At 70.1% G+C, this 18,091-nt stretch carries 12 protein-coding genes and 4 pseudogenes; 5 read left to right on the forward strand and 11 right to left on the reverse strand.

The window, feature by feature from the left end:
- Together ACFV0Q_RS23375 and ACFV0Q_RS23380 are read left to right on the forward strand one after the other, a co-directional pair.
- Positions 1–313, forward strand: a pseudogene (locus ACFV0Q_RS23375) (histidine kinase); the annotation flags it as partial.
- Positions 314–707: 394 nt separating this feature from the next.
- A pseudogene (locus tag ACFV0Q_RS23380) lies at positions 708–986 on the forward strand (DUF6233 domain-containing protein); the annotation flags it as partial.
- 14 nt (positions 987–1,000) lie between these two features.
- Here ACFV0Q_RS23380 and ACFV0Q_RS23385 read toward each other — a convergent pair.
- From ACFV0Q_RS23385 to ACFV0Q_RS23425, 9 genes and pseudogenes are all read right to left on the reverse strand, one after another.
- A complete protein-coding gene (locus ACFV0Q_RS23385) occupies positions 1,001–1,699 on the reverse strand; it encodes an HNH endonuclease family protein (RefSeq protein ID WP_385008260.1) in 699 nt (232 codons plus the stop codon).
- Positions 1,700–3,156: 1,457 nt separating this feature from the next.
- Positions 3,157–4,542, reverse strand: coding sequence for a hypothetical protein (locus ACFV0Q_RS23390; protein ID WP_385008261.1), 1,386 nt, complete (start codon positions 4,540–4,542; stop codon positions 3,157–3,159).
- A 187-nt stretch (positions 4,543–4,729) separates the two neighbouring features.
- Positions 4,730–5,570 (reverse strand): annotated as a pseudogene (locus ACFV0Q_RS23395) (IS5 family transposase).
- Between the two features lie 237 nt (positions 5,571–5,807).
- Positions 5,808–6,215 carry a hypothetical protein gene (locus tag ACFV0Q_RS23400; protein ID WP_385008262.1) on the reverse strand — a complete coding sequence of 136 codons (408 nt, stop codon included), beginning with the start codon at positions 6,213–6,215 and terminating at the stop codon, positions 5,808–5,810.
- 684 nt (positions 6,216–6,899) lie between these two features.
- On the reverse strand, positions 6,900–7,574 hold the full coding sequence (locus ACFV0Q_RS23405; protein WP_385008263.1) for an NUDIX hydrolase: 675 nt from the start codon (positions 7,572–7,574) through the stop codon (positions 6,900–6,902).
- Between the two features lie 151 nt (positions 7,575–7,725).
- Entirely contained in the window at positions 7,726–10,650 is a 2,925-nt protein-coding gene (locus tag ACFV0Q_RS23410) for a hypothetical protein (protein WP_385008264.1), read from the reverse strand.
- Between the two features lie 27 nt (positions 10,651–10,677).
- Entirely contained in the window at positions 10,678–12,111 is a 1,434-nt protein-coding gene (locus ACFV0Q_RS23415; RefSeq protein ID WP_385008265.1) for a hypothetical protein, read from the reverse strand.
- Positions 12,112–12,126: 15 nt separating this feature from the next.
- Complete coding sequence (locus tag ACFV0Q_RS23420; RefSeq protein WP_385008266.1) at positions 12,127–15,138, reverse strand: CHAT domain-containing protein; 3,012 nt, start codon at positions 15,136–15,138, stop codon at positions 12,127–12,129.
- Positions 15,139–15,272: 134 nt separating this feature from the next.
- Positions 15,273–15,683: a hypothetical protein gene (locus ACFV0Q_RS23425; protein ID WP_385008267.1), complete on the reverse strand. Its 411-nt coding sequence runs from the start codon at positions 15,681–15,683 to the stop codon at positions 15,273–15,275.
- Between the two features lie 304 nt (positions 15,684–15,987).
- Here ACFV0Q_RS23425 and ACFV0Q_RS23430 point away from each other — a divergent pair, with 304 nt between their 5' ends.
- Entirely contained in the window at positions 15,988–16,173 is a 186-nt protein-coding gene (locus ACFV0Q_RS23430; protein ID WP_385008268.1) for a hypothetical protein, read from the forward strand.
- Between the two features lie 225 nt (positions 16,174–16,398).
- Positions 16,399–16,779 carry an IS3 family transposase gene (locus ACFV0Q_RS23435; protein ID WP_385008271.1) on the forward strand — a complete coding sequence of 127 codons (381 nt, stop codon included), beginning with the start codon at positions 16,399–16,401 and terminating at the stop codon, positions 16,777–16,779.
- Positions 16,780–17,048: 269 nt separating this feature from the next.
- Here the strand turns inward: ACFV0Q_RS23435 and ACFV0Q_RS23440 are convergent, their stop codons facing one another.
- Complete coding sequence (locus ACFV0Q_RS23440; RefSeq protein WP_385008269.1) at positions 17,049–17,258, reverse strand: hypothetical protein; 210 nt, start codon at positions 17,256–17,258, stop codon at positions 17,049–17,051.
- A 105-nt stretch (positions 17,259–17,363) separates the two neighbouring features.
- Positions 17,364–17,687, reverse strand: coding sequence for a hypothetical protein (locus ACFV0Q_RS23445; RefSeq protein WP_385008270.1), 324 nt, complete (start codon positions 17,685–17,687; stop codon positions 17,364–17,366).
- Positions 17,688–17,808: 121 nt separating this feature from the next.
- Here ACFV0Q_RS23445 and ACFV0Q_RS23450 point away from each other — a divergent pair.
- A pseudogene (locus ACFV0Q_RS23450) lies at positions 17,809–18,091 on the forward strand (hypothetical protein); the annotation flags it as partial.

Genomic DNA, 18,091 nt, shown 5'->3' on the forward strand with positions numbered 1-18,091 from the left:
CGTCGCCGCAGCAGCGTTCTTCGTCCCGGCCGACGCCTATCTGGCCTGGCAGCTGACGACGGGCGTACTGCCGCCGTCTCGATTCTACGCCCTGGAGCCGGGACGACCGCGCGCCGAGCTCGGCCGTCTGCTCCCGGCCCGCACCTTCCCCTATCCGCCCGACCACGCCCGTTCCGCGCCCCGCCCGCCGGGTACCAACTGCGAGTTCTACCGCTCCGGTCGCGATCTCCTGGACCAGGTCGACCTCTACCGGCTCTGCTGGTCCAACGGCACTCTCGTGGCCAAGGACACTCTGGAGGCGAACCGGAACTGACCAGCCCACCCCACAGCGACACGACGGAACACCTCCCACGATCGGGCGGTAGAGCCACACCTGTTGCGGCCGCTACCGTGATCCTTACCGGCGCTGAGCTGCGCCACGACGTCGAAACTCGACTCGCGCAACAGCCTCAGCCCCAGAGAAACCCCTGTGCCCTCCGTGCAGGGAAGCGCGGGCGGCGCAGTACGGGAAGCGGCGATGTCCGCACCACCCCCTCCCGCCGGCACCCCGCGCCTGGATCTGCTCCGCTTCCTGGAGCGGCTGCAGGTGCGGGATCTGAGGCGTAACCAGGACTGGATAGCCTCCGAGAAACGGCAGATCGCGGCCGAGGCCTCACGCCGCCTGGCGCCGCCGCCTCCGGAGTGGCTGATCAGGCACGGGTCGGCGCCGGCCACCCGCGCGCGTGCACGCCGGCACGTGCTGGGACACCCGCACCCGGTGCAAGCCCGCCAGCGCCGACCGGGCCCGCCGCGCGCTGGTCGAAGGGTGCCCTGGCATGTCCGCAGTGCCGCCCGGATACGGCGGATCCCGGCGAGGAGTGAGAGCAGCAGTGCGGACCGCCACCGGTGTGGTGGTGGCCCGCGCTGGGGGTCTGTCAGAGGCGGTCTCCCGGGCGGCAGACCGCGTTCAGGGCAATCCGGTCACCGCTCCCCGTGGGGAACGATGACCGGGACGGCCGGCTCAGCCGCAGGTGTCGAGCATGACGTTCAGCTGCTCACGCTCGGGTGCGGTGACGCTCAGCCCGTAGAGGTGCTTGATGTGGGTCCAGGCCCGCGAGTACGTGCACCAGTAGGCGCGGGACGGGGGGCTCCACTGGTCCGGGGACTGATCGCCCTTCGACCGGTTCGACGCCGCCGACACCGCGAGCAGCTGCGGGTTGTCCAGGTCGTTGGCGAACGCCTTCCGCTTCGGGGTGTCCCACCGGTCGGCGCCGGAGCGCCAGGCGTTGGCGAGGGGCACGATGTGGTCGATGTCGAGCTGGCCCGCGTTGGTGAAGGTCTTGTCGTCGTAGGGGCTGAACCACGCCCCGGACACCGCCCGGCACTCCGCATCCCGGACCACGTCCTGCCCGTCGCGGGCCAGGACCACCTCGCGGGTGTCGCAGTTCGCGCCCTGCTGGGCCCAGTGCGGGAACCTCGCCCGGGAGTACCCGGCCATCGAGTGCGGGGCTTCCACGTTCAGCGCGGCCAGCTCGGTCCGGGCGACCGTGGCGGGCGGCGCTTCCGGCAGATCCCGCCGCACACCGCCAGCAACAGGAGCCGATACCGGGGCCGCGAGGGGATGGTGCGCGGCCGCGTAGGAGGCGGGGGCGGTGGTGAGCAGAGGCAGGGCGGCGAGGAGCAGCGCGGGCAGGCCGCGCGCCATCAAGTTTTTGATCACGTGGAGGGGTGTAGTACGGGCGGGCCCGTCCTGGACACGGCACCAGCCGTCAACTCACCCTGCCGGGCGAACACGTTCACCAGAGGAAACGATCCCGCCCACCCCTGTGTCCACGCCCCCATCGGTGCCCGGCCGCCGGTCGCAACCGGCGGCCGGGGGCGGGCGGCGCGTCGCCTGTGACGGCGAGATCCTCGGCCGGGCCTTCGGCCCGAACTTTACCGAGCGTGTTTAACGTGAGTCCTGGCCGATCTGCCGACGTGGTCGGCGGATCGCCTGAGCGGCGCTCCGTCCGGGGTCGCCCCCAGCGGATGGACGCCTCGGCACCCGGAACATTGCTCTACGGGTGCCGAGGTGACGTTGGGGGCCGAATTGTGACCGGAGGGCGGAGCTGGGCACAGCCCTGCCAGAGTCCAGGTCACGGTTTCGGGCTCAACCTACGCGCCCTGACGCTCCCACCCCATCCACACCCCGTCGCTGTTACGCAAAGTGATCCACCGCTTGCCGTCGCCGCCCGTGACCCTCAGCCATGTCCCATCTCCATTGGGCTGTCCTTCTGGTGGCTGTCTGGGGTCAGGCCCGTCTGCGACCTCGATCTTGCTCTTGGCGATTCCGCCCAGAGACTGCCACCCGGTCCACGTCCCACCGATCGTCCAACGCGTCCATACCGCCTGATCCATACCGACCAGGAACTGTTCCTTCTGACCGGCCGGAAGCGCGTGGTTCGTCACCCCGTACTCACAGATGTACAGGGCACCGCCCCCGGCCTTGCACTGAGCGGCCTCAGCCGGAGCGGCAGATATCGCAAGACCCGCCAGCACCGCAGCCGCGACAACCGCGGCCTTCATCCTCTTCACGCCCACACATCCCCCTCAACAAAGCGCCGGCGGCTCGTGGTCAATCAGCCCCCGCACGCACACGCCCCACCCTCCACTCCCCGCCGGTGCGACGGCATCGTGGAAACCCACGATCTTTACCCGACTCGGCGGATTCCCGGCTGCGACTATGCGATCTGGATGATGTCGGCTGTGTTCCGGTAAGAGGCGGGGCGGGAGGGATGTCATCCCGAACATCCTCCGCATCACGTTGACCGATGGTCAGTGGCCCCAGCTCCATGCGCTGCGACAGCAACGAGACCGGATCCGCCGATCAGCGTTGAACTCCACCCAAGCTGCTTAGAGATCGTCTCAACTGGCCCGATTCAGCCTCCCGGTGACGCTCCGTAGGCTGCGTGACCTGCCACCGCTGACACCCGCCGCCCCGCTGGGGTTGTTCCTCGCGTTACTCCGCGGGCGTGATCCGCCAGGTGTCGTGACGTACTGCCGTTCCCCTGTGTGACACCTGAAGTGCCGAGCCGCACCCACGGAATCCGTGCAGGAGCGGGCGAGGGTGGCGCAAGGGCACGTGGGTCCGGTCGGCAGGGCCGAGCGGTCTGAGGGAGAGGGCGGGGGGAGGAGGGCTCAGATGGAGAGGATCCCGGGGAAGGCGCCGTGGCCGGCGTGCGGGGAGGTGAGGGCGAGCCAGCCGTGGCCCCGGGTTTCGGTGCCCGAGCCGACCAGGTCCGGGTCGACCGAGAGGTGGCCGCAGGCGGTGCGCGCTCCGGCGGTTCCCGCGTTGGGCGGGGCATCGTCGTACTCCGGGTCGAAGTCGGGGTCGTCGACCGCGAGGGTCTCCCAGGGAAGCGGGTCGCCCTCCCATTCGGGGTCGCTCTCGGCGGCGTACTGTCGGATCACACAGCCCTCCTCGGCAACGAACCACACGTCGGAGCCGCCCGCGTCGTCGACGAAGAAGAGCTGCGCCTGGGCGCAGTGCCGGCTGACGCGCTCGACGGTCTCGACCATGTCCGCCCACCCCTCCCCGATGAGGAGGTCGTACGGGCCGAAGACGAGGCGCCAGCCGTCCAGCTCCGGGGTGACGAAGACACGGCCCACGGTCTGGACGGCGCCGTCACCTCCGGGGACGGACACCTGGATGTCCCGGCCCGCCGCCTCGACGCCCGTGGCGCACGTGATGGGTCGCCGGTGGTGCAGGTCCAGGGCGTCGAAGAGCCCTTCGTACGAGGCCCCCGGCACGGCCAGCCACCAGCCGGAGAGCTGGGGCGACGGTGCGCTCGGCGTCTCGCCCACGATCTTCACCCGGATCAGGCGCTCGATCGCCGCACGGTCGCGGGCGTCGAGCCCGTCGGCGCCGCCGCCGGCGACGAGCGCGGCCATCGCGCCCCGCCGGATCCGCGGCGAGGCGGCCGGGTCCCGGCGCAGCGCGCGCAACCTGGTGCGGTACGCCTCGTGCGTCATGAGGGCGTAGTCGTCGGCCTTGTACGGGGCGGGGCGGCGGCCCGCGTAGCACTCCACCAGGGCGCGCAGCCCGGCATCGGAGTCCGTCCGCAGCCGGACCAGCCCCGCGAACCCGTTGCCCGACGCGCCGCGAGCGGAATCGGTGGCCAGCTCCGCGTACCGGTCGGCGCACCGCTCGTCGAACGCCCCGAGCAGCCGGCCCGCCGCCCAGTCCTTCACGTTGCCGCGTCGCCAGGCCGCGAGCACGGCGTCGAAGGCGGGCGGCCCGATCAGGGCCAGGATCCGTATGACGGGCTGGAGCGTGGCAGTCGACCGGGCGTCGGCGACGCCGGCCAGCAGCGCGGGTACCACGTCGTCGGCCCGCTCCGTGAGGAGCGCGAGGACGGCCTCGGCCCGGGCCCGCTCGTCACCGTCGGCGCCGGTCGGATCCCCGAGGTCGCGGAGACCACCGAGGGCACCCGGATCGCCGAGGTCCTGCCGCGCGTCCACGGTGCCCAAGGCGCCGCGGTCGCGCAGCGTACGGAGGTCGTCGAGAAGGGATTCGATCTTCATACCTCGCACGCTATCCGGCCCCACCGACACTGCGACGGCCCACCCCCGCCGGACCGGCGCGCGACGGTCCGCTCCGCCGCCCGCGGACCTCAACTCAAGGCTTCCGGAGCGACGTTCGCCGACCGGTGGTACTTAAGAGGTCGCTTCATACCGTCGGTTCATCCCGGATTGCCGGGTTGAATGCGGTTCACGTGCCCCGCCAACTGGGGGGTGGATTCGGCGGTGAGCCGGCGGGTCATGAGGTTGATCATCACGAGGTGAATCATGGCTTCGGAGTGGTGTGGGCGGCCTTCGTAGTCGCAGGCGAGGCGGCGGTGATTCATCAGCCAGCCCAGCGTTCTCTCAACGGTCCATCGACGGGGCAGGACGGCAAATCCCCTGGTGGTGGGGTCGCGTCGGACGATGTGCATGTCGATGCCGAGGGTGGCGGCATGCTCGAAGAGGTGCTGGCGGTAGCCGCCGTCTACCCAGGTTTTGCGGAGGATGGGATGGTCGGCCGCGATCCGTTCGATCAGGCTCTGGCCGGCGATCGAGTCCTGCACGCCGGCCGCGGTGACCAGGACTCCGAGGAGGAGTCCGACGGTGTCGATGACGACGCCCCGCTTGCGGCCGACGATCTTCTTGCCTGCGTCGATGCCCTGCTCGCAGGCCGGGACGTTGGTGGAGGTCTTGATGCTCTGGGAGTTGACGGCACACGCGGTCGGCTCCTCCTCCCAGCCTTCCTGTCTGCGGACTTGGCGGCGGAGGAGGGTGTTGAGCGGGTCGAAGACGCCTTCCTCCTGCCAGCGGCCGAAGTACTGGCAGACGGTGTTCCAGTGCGGGTAGTCGTGCGGAAGGTAGCGCCACGGGATCCCGGTCCGGTTCACGTAGAGGACCGCGTCCAGCAGACTGCGCAGGTCGTGATCCGGTGGCCGGCCGATTTCCAGGCCGCGGCCGCGGCGCTCGGACCGCCACGCGGTCAGGGCCGGCTCAACCAGCTCCCAACGGGCATCGGACAGGTCACTGGGATATCGGCGACGTTCAGGCACAATTTCGAGCTACCCACCCGCGATCCGGGAGGCCCAGGCGCAGACACCGGCGCCCGAAGCGCACGGCGCACACAACCCGGCGTCTTGAGATGAAACAGGAGCAGCCAGGCCAACAGGCGCCGGAATCGCGACTCGTGCACCATCACTCATGCCAGCCTCAACAGCCCCAGACAACCTGAAGCTCAAGCCAACATATAGCACCTCAAATATGGGCTAAACACCCTCTGACCCCACTCGTCAGAAGCGCGGCCCGACAGTGGGATGCGAGATCAAGGCACAGGCCGCGATCTGCAGTTGCGCTTCCCATGCCGCCTTGTCGAGCCCCAGCGTGCACTCGATGCAGCACGCGCATGGCGGGAGTAGCGCCACGAATGCTTGCTCCTCAGCGGTCTTGACCTCCATCTCCGACCACTCGTCCGATGCCAACTCGGCGAGATCCACCTCCCCGGCGGTGAATCGCGTGGCCAGCCTGCGCAGCGCGTATCGCCGGGCCAGGCGGTGATCGGGCAGAATGATCCCCAATTCTTCGAGAGCCTGCTCAAATGTGTCGCGGATGTCCCGGGGGTCCCCATGACGCGGCAGGCCGGCGAGCTCGCACAGGGTCGGCGTGTCCATTCCCATGGCAAGTGCCTGGGCAGCGGTCATCGGTAGGTCTTCCGGACACACCTGATCCGCCTGATACAGCCACGCTGCCTCCACCAGGGGCGGATAGGCGCTGCGGACAGGGCTGTCAGGTTTGGATGTGTCGTCTATCGCTACCATCGTTCATGCGATGCCAGCACGGCTCGCGAGAGCGCCTGGAAAGTTGGGCTGTCCCGGCAAACCGACCTGCGGCCGCCCCACCTCATGCTGTTGCCCCGGTGACACTCCGCGACCGCTCCCCAAGATCTGTGCCAGAACATCGTTTTCACCTATGCAGCCAGGGCAACCCTATTGGGTCCCTGTCCGGGAACTTCGAGGCACCTCACGACCCACTGGCGATCGAATGGTGCGAAGGCGGCCCAGCCGTCTGGAGCCCGGACACCGGCGGGGATTGAACGGCTCCCCCCTGCCCGTCATCACCACCACGCCCTTCCTCACATTCCCTGCGGTGAGACAGCGTCAGCCATGCTGCGATATCACCCCGGACAGCGATCCCACACCGATCTCTCACCTCCATGACAGTGAGCCCACACCCCAAACAAGGCCCCGACCAGCATCAACACCAGGCAACTCGCTGTCTCTCACACCACGGTTCCGAACCCGAGAGATCGCACTTGGGCCTGACCCGCTGTGCGACAGGCCGTCGCCACGTGGAGAGGCTGGGCGAGGGGACAGCGGGGCGAGGTGTCACAACCGCCCGCGCACTCGGGCGAAAGCGAGCGCGCTGAGCGTGAAGGAGTCCGTGATTTGGCCTTGCACGAGCATCTCCTCCAGCGTGACTCGGTCGACCGCCCGGACAGTGCTGATGCCCTCGCGCGTCGCCTCGCCGGACGGGGTGAGGCGGAACCGGGCCTCGTCGAGGCGGGCAAGGTACAGCTCGGTCCGGGTCGCCGCCATCCCACTGTCCGCCTCCATCGCACCGAGGTGAACCAGTTCGCGCACTGAACAGCCGAGTTCCTCCTCGACCTCGCGCCGGGCCGTGCTGTCTCCCTTCTCCCCTGGCTCTCCGAAGCCTCGCGGGATCTCCCAGTGCCACTGCCGGTCAGAGTGCCGGAAGTGGCGGATCAGCACGATTCGCCGGTCTTCGAGGACCGGCAGGACAGCGGCTCCGATCCCGTCGGACGTGGGGCAGATCCGGACGTAGGCTCCGGGTACTCCAGGTGGGAACAGAACGGCATCCCGGACCACGGTCACGTAACGGTCCTGGTATACGACGCCGATGTCACCGAACTCTTCCGGCAACCCCTGGGAGCGTGCGGAAGCTGCGGCAGCGTCGGCGACCTGGTTCTGAACGGCCGGGTCGAGCAGGATGCGGAACGGCGCGTCGTCGGGGTTGGTGAAAAGCTGAGGTCTGTCCTCCACCAGCTTCTGATATGCGGCAAGGCGGAGAGCCCGGCGTTCTGCAGCGCCCACAGTCCATCCTCTCTGGTGAGGCTTGCGGTGCCATCGCTGTATGGCGTACCCGGAGCGCAATCTACCCAGGGAGGCCCATCGGCATCCCCCGTGAACCGGTTCACGCCTCGCCGTGGGTACCCCCTCGTTCGGAGCCGGGCGGGATCCGGAGCAGGCGCAGCTCCGCGGAGCAGTAGGGCGTGTAGGCCAGGCCCATGACGTTGCCCTTGCCGAGCAGGTCCAGTCGCATGCGCCGGATCGCTTCTCCTGCGTCGAGGCCCCCGGGGTCGGCGAAATGACCGAAGAAGCGCTCTGCGGCCTCTGCGGCCATCTTCTGGTGCAGCATCACCTCGGTGCCGATCACTCCTGCGCTCGACGCATGGGTGAAGGCATCGACGAACGACACGAGGGCCTCGGGGGAGATTTCAGCGGTGTGGCATCCGTTGATGACAACCAGCGGAGCGGCCGACCGCCAGTGCTCCTCTCGCGGCGTCCACAAAATTTCGTCCCAGGTGGCGATCTGATGGGTGCTGATTTCGTCGTGCACGCCGATTTCGACTACCGGCCCGATGCACGGGTCGCGCTGCGACTCGCGCAGTCCGTGGCAGAAGAAGTAGACGAACTGCAGCTCCGGGGCAGCGAGAGCCGCACCGAAGCCGGCGGTGCTGGTCTGCCTGGCAGCCACCTGGACTTGGAGGTCGCGTTCGATCCGGGTGAGGTGGGCCGAGATCGCCCCGAGGTCCAGCTGGTCGTCGAGGGTCTGCCCGACGACCATGCGGGCGGCATCCCGGTACGGGATCTCGCGCCGCATCGGGATGCCCGGCCGAGCGGACGGCGGGACTTCGATGGCGTGGCGGAACCCCCAGAACCCGTAGGGGCACAGGGTGTCCACCCGATGGCCCGAGCCGTACGGACACGCGTGCGGGTAGCCTGCCTCGATGACGTCCCGCTGCCAGTGGTCGATGACCGGGCAAGGCTGGTACCAGTCGCTGTCCTCGACACCGAACGGGGGATCGTTCAGGTGCAGGTCGTAGAGGACGGGCCACGGGAAGACGTAAGTGGAGTTGCGGACCCGTGCGATCTGGATGGTGGACGGCTGGTCGTCGGCCACCGGTAGCTCCTGGTCCACCATGGCTCTGAGACTGTTGCGCAGGGTCCGGCCGAGGGTGGCCAGCCGCGCCAGATCGGAGAGGTATCGCCGCCGGTCCTTGCTGTTGTCGCCGCCGTAGGCGTTCACCTCCCCGCCTTTACCCTGGACGATGTGGGCGCTCCGCAGTCTCTGGCGGAAGAGCTCCATGGCCCGGCCGAGTTGGGCCTCGGCGGCGACGACCTTCAGTCCGCTCTGCGGGCCCGCCTTCCAGTAAATCCGGCAGGTGCCGTCGTCCGCCGCGTCGGTCAGGACGCTGAGCGTGCGGGGAGCCTGGGCGTCGAGGTCGGTGAGGGCCTCGGTGGCGGTGTAGTCCACCCAGCCGTCCAGGACCGGAACGTATGGCGCGGCCACAGGCCCCGTGCCGGTCACGATGGAGAGCTGGAAGGCCTGCAACAGGTGCCCCTGGTAGTGGACGGTCACCCGCAGGCGGCGCCTTCCAGGGATGCTCGGCGAGCGTAGTGGCAGCAAGATGTGCGGAGTCCGGTCGAACGGATGGCAGCGGTGTGGCTGCACTCCGGGCGGGCAGGAGCACGCCCATGCCTCGCCCCGGTGCGGCAGGAAGAGCGCGGCTGGGGCCTGGGCGACCTCGATGTCGTCACCGGTTGCCGCCACCTCCAGCCAGTGCCCTTCCAACGTCTGTGGAAGCAGTTCCTCCGGCACTGCTTGCGGGTGGTCGATCAGCGAGTCGGCGGCCCACTCGCCGATATGGACCCGCAGCGCGTACCAGGTGTCCGCCAGAAGCGGCTGGTACCGGTCGACGGGGGTGAAAGGGGCGTTCGGGTACACGATGTGCGTGTTGACGTATCTGGGCTGTCCGGCGGGTGCTCCGGCCGAGGACATGGTGATCAGCGGCGTTGAAGCGTCTTGAGGGCCTGGCGAGGGCTCCCTGTCTGTTCCGAGTTCGCGCCCGGCGGTGGTCTGGACCGGTCGGATGTCCGGCCACCAGTCCCCGGGCGAGGCCCGCCACCCTCCGGAGGCGCCGTAGCGGGCCCCGATGCCCGCGATGACCTGTCGGCAGAGGAGCGTCAGGGAGGCCGGCTCGGTTGCTTCCGCGGCTCGGTCCAGTTCCGCGAGCCCGGGGTGTGCGGCGGCCAGCTCGGCGCGTACGGACGGCCAGGGCAGGCGCGCGGTCGCCGCGAGCGCCCGCAAGTGTCCCTGCCAGGGCCCGACAGCGCCGTCGGCGATGTCGCGGAGCCGGTCGCGCTGCCGCGCGTCGAGGTACGGCACGGCACGGACAGCCAGCGCCGCCGCGTACCACTCGGCTTCGGTGTCCAGTGCCTCCTCGACGAGGTCGAGCGCCAGCTCGGCGCGTTCCCTGAGAGGACCGGTCCGCGGGTCGAGGTAGGGCAGCAGGTACACCGTCTCGCTGTCTTCGAGCGTGCCGTGCTGCTCCGCGCGACCGGTGAGCAGCGCGGCCAGGAGGGGGACATTGGCCAGGGGCGGGACGTCCGCGGGGGCGAAGCGGGCCAGTGCCCGTAGCTGTTCCCAGGCGTCGCCGGCCGGCACCCCGGGCGGGCTGTCGCCAGCGGCTGCGGCTGCGTTCAGGGGCTGCCGGGCGGCCATCGCTCGGTAGACCAGAATCTCGGGCCGGTCATCCGATGGGTTCAGGGCGGCGGCCGCCTCGGGGCTGAGATGACCGGCCAGCGGAGGCAGGGCTTCGACCAGTGTGGCGAGCTGCGCGGAGGCGTCGGCCCGTTCGGCCAGTGTCTCGGCGACCGCATCGGCGATGGGCGGCCACCCCGGATCGACGGTGTCGGCGAGTGCGGCCGCGGCGCGCGCCAGACTCGGCAGATCGGCCGGGTCGGCCCAACGGGCCAGCCAGGGCAGCAGGGTGGGGTGCGGCGCCTGCGGTCGCCGAGAAGGGTTGAGGAGTTCGCCGAGGTCGTGTGCGGTCATCCGGGCTTCCGATCCTTTGGGGCCTGGTCACTCGGCCACGGCCGTGGCCAGGCCCGTAAGGTGTTCGCCGACTGCGAGGGCGTTGGCGCGGACATCGGGCGCGAGGTCCTCCATCTGGAGGAGCTGTGCGTAGTCGGTGCCGCCGTGCCGGGCTGCCAGGACCAGTGCTCCGTCGTCCGCGCGCAGGGTGTCCGGAAGTAACCCCTGGAGCACGGCCAGGTGCCCTGCCCACGCCTCCCGCAGCCTGCTGGTGACCGGGCTGCTGCCCGGCGGCCGGTTCGGCAGCTCGACGGTCTGGGTGCGCTGCCTCGTGGTTTCCTCCAGGAGCGCGTTCAACCGGACGCAGCTGTCCTGCCACGACGGCCACCGGTCGTGGTCGGCGATCAGCTCCCAGTAGGTCGTGAAGAGCTGGCGCAGCGCGCTCACGGGCAGCCCAGGGAGCGTCTCGGCTGCCGTGAAGACCCCGGAGACCGTGGGGATCGCGGCCTCGGCCCGCTGCGGGCCGAGCTGGGCGGGCACAAGTCCCCGGCGGCTCCGGATCGTCTCCAGGGCCAGGGCGTTGACGTGCTTGAGCTCGTCGCGGGCGTCCACTCGTGGCACGGAGGACATGAAGCCGGCCTGGGCCCCGGCCGAGTCCGCGAGGACGGCGTTGTAGAGGGTGTCCACGAACTCGCGAATCTGTTCGTGGTTCCGCAGGTCGTCCGAGGAGGAGTTCGCGACGAGGTCGTGCGCCCAGCCCCGTTTCCCGAGATCGACGAGGCCCTGCCGGCAACTGATTTCCTGGCGGATCCTGAGCGCGATGTCGCCCGGGCAGTGCCGACGCCGGGCGAGTTCCTCCACTGTCTCGTTCTCCAGGCCGGTGAAGTGGTCGAGATAGTCGCCAAGCTGGACGTGGGCCACCCCCGAGGCGTAGCCGGCATCGCGGCGGCCGCTGTACTCCGCGAGCCGGAGCAGGATGTCGAAGCGTTCTGCCAGTTTGGGGTAGTCGCGCCCCAGCCAGGCGGGCGCGTCGGGGAGCTGTCGCGGGTCCCCCTGGTTTCTGGTCAGGACGGCTGCGAGTTCCTTGCGCGCCTCGTGGTCGTCATCGATCGGTGCCCACCCGGAGAGGCGGAACTTGGCACCCGGTTCGACCCGCAGGAACTGTCCGGCACAAGCCGACAGGAGGTTGTCGGCCCCGAACCAGGAGACGAGGACCGGGCGGGCACGGGCCAGCCTGGCCCGGGCGGTGCGGTCCTTGCCTCTGTTCAGTGCCTCGGACCGTGTCGACAGCAGCGCGTCGGCCAGCTCCAGGACGCTCACGGAGTCCATGGCGTAGGTGTTGTTGACGGCGAGCGAGTGACCGAGGAGCAGATACAGCAGCGCCTCGGTCTGGGCCTGGGCGCGGTTGGGATGGTGCTCGCGGTCGTTGGCTGTCGCTCTGGTGGAGTCGAAGGACTCCAGGAAGACCAGGGGCTGGTGCATGCAGTGCCTCCGGGACTATGAGGGTGGCTCGGCCGGTCGGGGCGCGGGAAAGAGCACCGGGTCCGCGTCAGTGGCGAGATAGAGCATGGGTACGGCGGCTGCTCCGGGTTGTCCGGTCAGCACATAGCGGTGCAGGGCGTCGGCGAAGGCCAGATCCACCGCAGCACCCTCCAGGGTGAGCGCCGTGAAGTCCTCGACCAGCGGCTGCACGGTGTGGCTGTACACCTCTGAACGCATGGCGACCACGCACGGGACGCCGAGCTCGACGAGCCGGCGGCCCAGAGCGCCCGACCGGCAGCCGACGATCACCACCAGACGTGGGCGTGCTCCGGCGATGGTCTCGGCAACCAGCTCGGTGCTCAGCGGGGGGAAGCCCCGGGAGAATCGGACCCGGTCGGGGTCGCAGTGCGCCCAGAGTTGCAGCAGGTCCACCGGGTTCGCCAGGGCGGACTCGAACTGTTCCTGTTGCTCAATGGCAACGGGCTGCGGCTCGGCCAGGCGGACGTTGCTGCGCCGGGTGCGGCGCTGCATCAGGTCGTATGCCTCGTCGACGCTTCTCAGCAGGTCGCTGCCGCCGGGGCCGCTGTGGTCGGTACCCCGGAGCACCAACATGGTGGGCCGACGGGGCCGGCCCGGACTGTTCGTGGGACTCCGTTGCGGGCGGACGGTACGCACGATCGTCACCGGCGGGCGGTTGAACCATCCCAGGGGAGCGTTCGCCGCGTGCAGGAGCTCCCAGGGCAAGTTGTCGGTCTCGCTGTCAGCGTCCAGCTCGATCCGCACGGGTCGGTCCGGGAACGGGCCCCGGGCGGCGTCCAGTGCGAGATCGAATCCCGCCTGCCACACCCGCTCGCCCACAAGACCGGCGGCGAAGACGACGCGGGAGAGGCTGTCGACGGACTGGGCGACCCGGGTATCGATTCCGCCGAACTCGCGCTTGGACAGCTGGAGGTGCGGGCCGCTCGGAAGGGCCAGGTCGTAGCCGTCGTCCGTGGCCCGGACCCGTAGCTGTACGACGCCCTCGTGACCGGCAGCCGGATCCAGTACGTCGTAGCCGACGACCCGGGTGTCGGCGGCGGCCACGATGCGCCGGTCCCCGGCCGCCACGCGCTCCGCCTGGCCCGCGGCGATGACCGGGGGCCGCCGTCCGGCGGAGTGCAGCACCACTCCCCGGTCGGGGTGGGCGACTGCGAACCGGCTCTCGTCATATCTCGCGGCCGGTCCGGATCCTGCTGGAAGGGTGGTGTTCGGATCCTGGAGGCGCCGGCCGGTCGCCAGTTCCCGCACGGTACCCGAGGGCTCGCGGACGAGCGGGCCGGTGGCCCCGAACCCCAGCAGTCGCGATCCGGCCGTCAGCGGGGCGGCGATGCCGGGGCCGCCCTCGGGTCCCCGGACCAGGATGTTGCCCCCGTCGTCAAGCGCGGCGATCGTACCGTCGGCCGCGAAACAGATGTCGGCCACGGTATTCGGCAGGCGCAGAACGTGTTGGGTGTCCCCGCAGGAGAGCACGACGGTGCTTCCCTCCGCGTGGGCGCGCTGCTCTCCGCAAGCCGCCACAGCGGTGCAGAGGGCGGTGCTCAACCGTGTTACAGCGTCAGCCGCCGCGTTCGGAGACCAGAGGAACGCCCCGACATGACTGGCGACCAGCCAGTCCCTGCCGTGGGGGACCAGGTGGTAGATCCGGCTTCCGGTCGGCCTCAGAGCGGCCTGAGCCGTGGTGGTACCGCGGCCGTCGTACTCGCGCAGGTGTCCGAGAGCGGTTCCCGCGGCGGCCCGGCCGCGTTCCGCGGTGGCCACCGCGGTAACGACGTCGCCGCCCATGAGCGCCAGCGGTACCCCGCTTACGGGTAGCTCACTCCCCGTGTGCGACAGGTCCCACTGCACCACTTCCGTTCCCCGGGTGGTGATGAGGTACCGGGAGCCGAGAAAGGCGAGGTGCTCGACCGTGTCGTCCCCCGTCAGCCTGTCCTCGGACGCCTCCTCCCCCGGCTCACCGACGAGCACCCTGTCCCGACTGGCGGAGGCGAGGCGGCCGTCGAATGACCACGCAACGGCCCGCGCGCCCAGGTGCGACCAGGCGGGCCCTTCCTCACCCAGGACGCGGACATCTCCGCCGACCGTCGCGACGGCCAGCCGTTCTCCGTCCTCGTCCCATGCGGCCGCGGCCAGCCACGTCGTAGCCGGTGACAGCGTCCGCCAGGCACCGGCCGCATCGGCACCCGGGTCTCCGGATCTCCATTCCGCTGCCGTGCCGTCACCCCAGACCGCACGGAGCGCCTCGTCTCCGCGGAAGGCCAGCGCCATGACCTGCCCGTCGGTGCCGGCCGACGCGGGCAGCGGAAGCCATCCATCCGTGCCGGGCCGGTACACCAGGACACGCCCCAACTCGTCTCCGCAGCCGACCCAGCCCCGCGGGCCGATCGCGGCGGCTGTGATGGCGGCGCGGCGCTCCAGCGCGGGAGGGGGACGGTCCATGCCGACGGTGGTGAACGTGGTGTGCTGGCCACCGGCGAACATCCAGTCGCCGCGAACGGCCAGTGCCCGCACCGGGCCCGCGTCGAGGCGGGCAAGCGTCGTCAGGCCCTCCTCGGGCGTCCACTGCTGCACTGTGCCCGACTTCGTGCCCAGGACCGCGGCCGCCCGCGTGCCGAGGATCACGTTGACGCTGCCTAAGGCGTGTCCTTCACGGCGGAACCGGCCGTCCCTGGAACGCGAGGACCAGCGCAGGCGCAGAAACGCGTCCCCCCATGCGCACAGCCAGGCCACCGCCCAGCGCTCGACATCGGGCATCCGCCATTCAACGGCGATTTCCAGGACGGCTCGGGCGATGTCCGCCGCCGTCCCGGGGCTGGGCGCGCCCGATCCCTCCACCCGCGCGCGGGCGTGGCGCAAGGCAAGCAGCAGCTCTCTACAGGCCGAGCTGTGCGGGCCGGACGGTTCCAGTGCGGTGAGGAACCCGTCCACGTCGAAGTGTGCCCCCTGCCGCGTCCAAGGAGTGGGCAGCACATCGCCCAGGGTAACTTCCATGTCGTATCCCCCGCTCCCGTGAGGCGGCGCCCGTGATGTGCGCTCCGGCAACGACTGGCTGTGGTGAAGCCCGACCCGCCTGACGGCACAGCAGAGCCGTCAGTTCCTGTCGGCCCGTGAGTGTCGGCCTCCGGTCAGGGGGTCTTGCGCCCACCGAGGAAGCCGGAGCTGGACGGTCGCCCAGGCGAAGCAGCCTCGTCGACTCCTCCGGCTGACCTCTGCGCCTCTTCAGCGGTGGACCCCGGTGCCGTGTGCTCGCGCCCGCCCAGGAAGCCATCGCGGCCGGCGACGACTTCGCGCCCCTCCAGCTTCAGGCTGACCGCCAGGTAGGAGAAGAACCCGACTCCGAGTCCGATCCCGTACGCCGCGAACAAATCTGGCTCGGCGAGCTGGGCGTTCACGACAGCACCGCCCCCGATGGCGGCGACGACCGCCGCCAGATCAGCTATCTGGGCTCCGTCTCGGGCCCTGCGCAGAGTGCGGTAGGTGATCCAGCCGACCACCAGCCCGAATACCCCGGCACCAACGAGACTGAGAACACTCACGGGCGCACCCCCTCCTACCCCCAGTGCGTCACGAGCCGTCCCCGGCCCACGACTGCCCCCGCATCGGGGTGATGTAGACCCCAACCTTCCTTACTATCATCCCACGTTCAGAACACCTGAAGGATGGTTTCGGGGACCAAGGAGGACCGAACCTTTGTCTTGCGGTGTCGTTGGGGCCGCTCCGCTCCGCTGCACACTCGGCGCGGCGAGCGGATTGAGTCTCCCCTCGTAGCGTGAAGTCCGTGACTGCAGGGGAAGTTGAGAGTCATGGCGGAGAAGGGTCGGGTGTTCACGGCTGAGTTTCGTGAGGGTCTGTACGGATCCTGACGAAACCGGGAAGCCGGTCCCCGAGGTCGCGCAGGACTTGGGGGTCAACGAGACGACGCTGGCGAGCCGGGTCTCGCGGGCCAAGCGGGCCGGCAACGGCCGGGGCGAGAGCGAGACCGATGAGCTGTCCCGGCTGCGGGCGGAGAACGCGCAGTTGAAGTAGGACAACAAGGAGCTCGGCATGGAGCGTAATGTCCTCAAACGCTGCATGGTCCTGTGGGTGAAGTAGCTGCCGCGGACCCGGCCGTCGTGGTCGGGGTGATCAGCGACCAGAGGACCGGGCACAACGTTCCGCACACCGTGGCCTGCCGCGGCTGGGCGTGAGCGAGTCATGGTTCTACAAGTGGCGGGGCCTTGACCCACCGGGCGTGAGCTGCGACGACAGCAGCTGACCGACGAGATCATGGAGATCTTCAAGGAGTCCGGCTCCATCTACGGGTCGCCGAAGATCTTCATCCTGCCGGTCCGCAAGGGCTGGCTCGTCTCGGTGAACACCGCCGCCAGGGTGATGGCCGAAGCCGGCCTGGTGGCCCGGTTGGTGAAGCACCGCAGGGGAATGACCAGGCTGGGAAAGCGGCAGGCCGCACCGGACTTCGTCCAGCGCGACTTCACCGCGCAGGAACCCGGCCTCGTCTGGGTCGGTGACAAAGAGCAGCCCGTAGGAGCAGCGTCGTCCGTTGTCGGCCCGTGGGGCGGCGGGTTCGTCGCTGCGCGTCGGCAGCGGGGGCCGCGCCGTGAATGGTGGGTGAGACCGGGTTGGCCGCCATGACGGGTGTAGCCGCTCCCATGGCCGCAGTGGCCGTGAGCAGCGATGCGATGACGATCTTCTTGAGCATGTGGAGTCCCTCCGGAGACGACATTCCGGGTATCCAACGGATCAAGGCGAGACAGGTCACCGGCGCGCCTTCGGGGGCTCTGCGGTCACGGGTATGTCCGGGAGCGTGGCCACCACGAGCGGGGTCGGCCGGCATACGCTGCCCGGCCGGGCCAATCGCCTGGCTGCAGCCGCCCACGGCACCCCGGGGAGTCGGACGTCGTTCATTCTCCGGCGACGAGGCCCGTGATGAACGTGCGGCAGCGCCCCTCGGTGACCGAGTTGATGCCGTGGATGAGCTGGGCTCCGTAGACGATGGCGGTGCCGGTACGGGCGGGCATGGTGCTGGGGCTGCCGGTGATGGTGTGGATCCAGGACGTGTCATGGTCGCCGCGGGAGATCTTGTCATGGGGCGCCATGCGGGTGAACCGCATGCCCGGCGCTTACCCGAGGTGGGGCCGTCGCCGAGCTCTCCGTCCCAAACGCCCTCACCCGGGCCGGTCTCCATGAAGAACTCGCGTCGGCGGCGTACTCGATGGTCACGCCGATCCGCGCGACATGCCGGGGAAGCTCCAGCAGGTCGGGCGCGATGCCGTCCAGGTGGCGCACCGCCCCCTAGCCCGGCCGAACTCGATGAACTGCCACGGCGACGCCCGCCGCGCCGAGGGGAACACCGGCTGGATCTCCGGGAGCTGCCGGGCGACCGCCCTGTCGAGCACCTGCTGCACTGGGGGCAGATCGCTCAACTCCTCCACCACGTAGGCGCCGGGGCCATCGTCCGGGATCGGGGTCCGCATCCGCCCGTGCTGCCACAGGGCGGCGTACCGTACGGGGCAGTCCCAGTCGGGACCGGCGGAGGCCAAGCGTCATGGTCGCGTGACAGGACTGCCACAACGGCGCAGCACGGGAACTCGGGCGGGCCACGGCGTCGTGTCCCTGCACGTGCCGGTGTGAGGCCGGCCGGGAGACACCGAGGAGCATCCCATGCAGTACTCAGCAGGCCTCCGCCGCTCGGCGGCGGCGCTCGTGGCGGCGGCCGCCGCCACCGTCCTGATGACTGGCTGCGGCCCGGCCGACGACGGGGCGGCGGGCACGCCGCCCGCCACCCCCGCCGCTTCCGTGCCGACCGCGCCGACGCCCACGGGCGGCTCCTCGACCGGTGGTGGGGGCGCTTCCTCCACCGGCGGCTCGGGCGGGACCGCGCCCACCTCCTCGGCGTCCGCCCCGGCCGGCGGTACGAAGCCCTGCACTGTCGGCGAGGTCAAGG

Origin of the sequence: Streptomyces sp. NPDC059564, assembly GCF_042735575.1 — a bacterium.
Classification (GTDB): Bacteria; Actinomycetota; Actinomycetes; order Streptomycetales; family Streptomycetaceae; genus Streptomyces.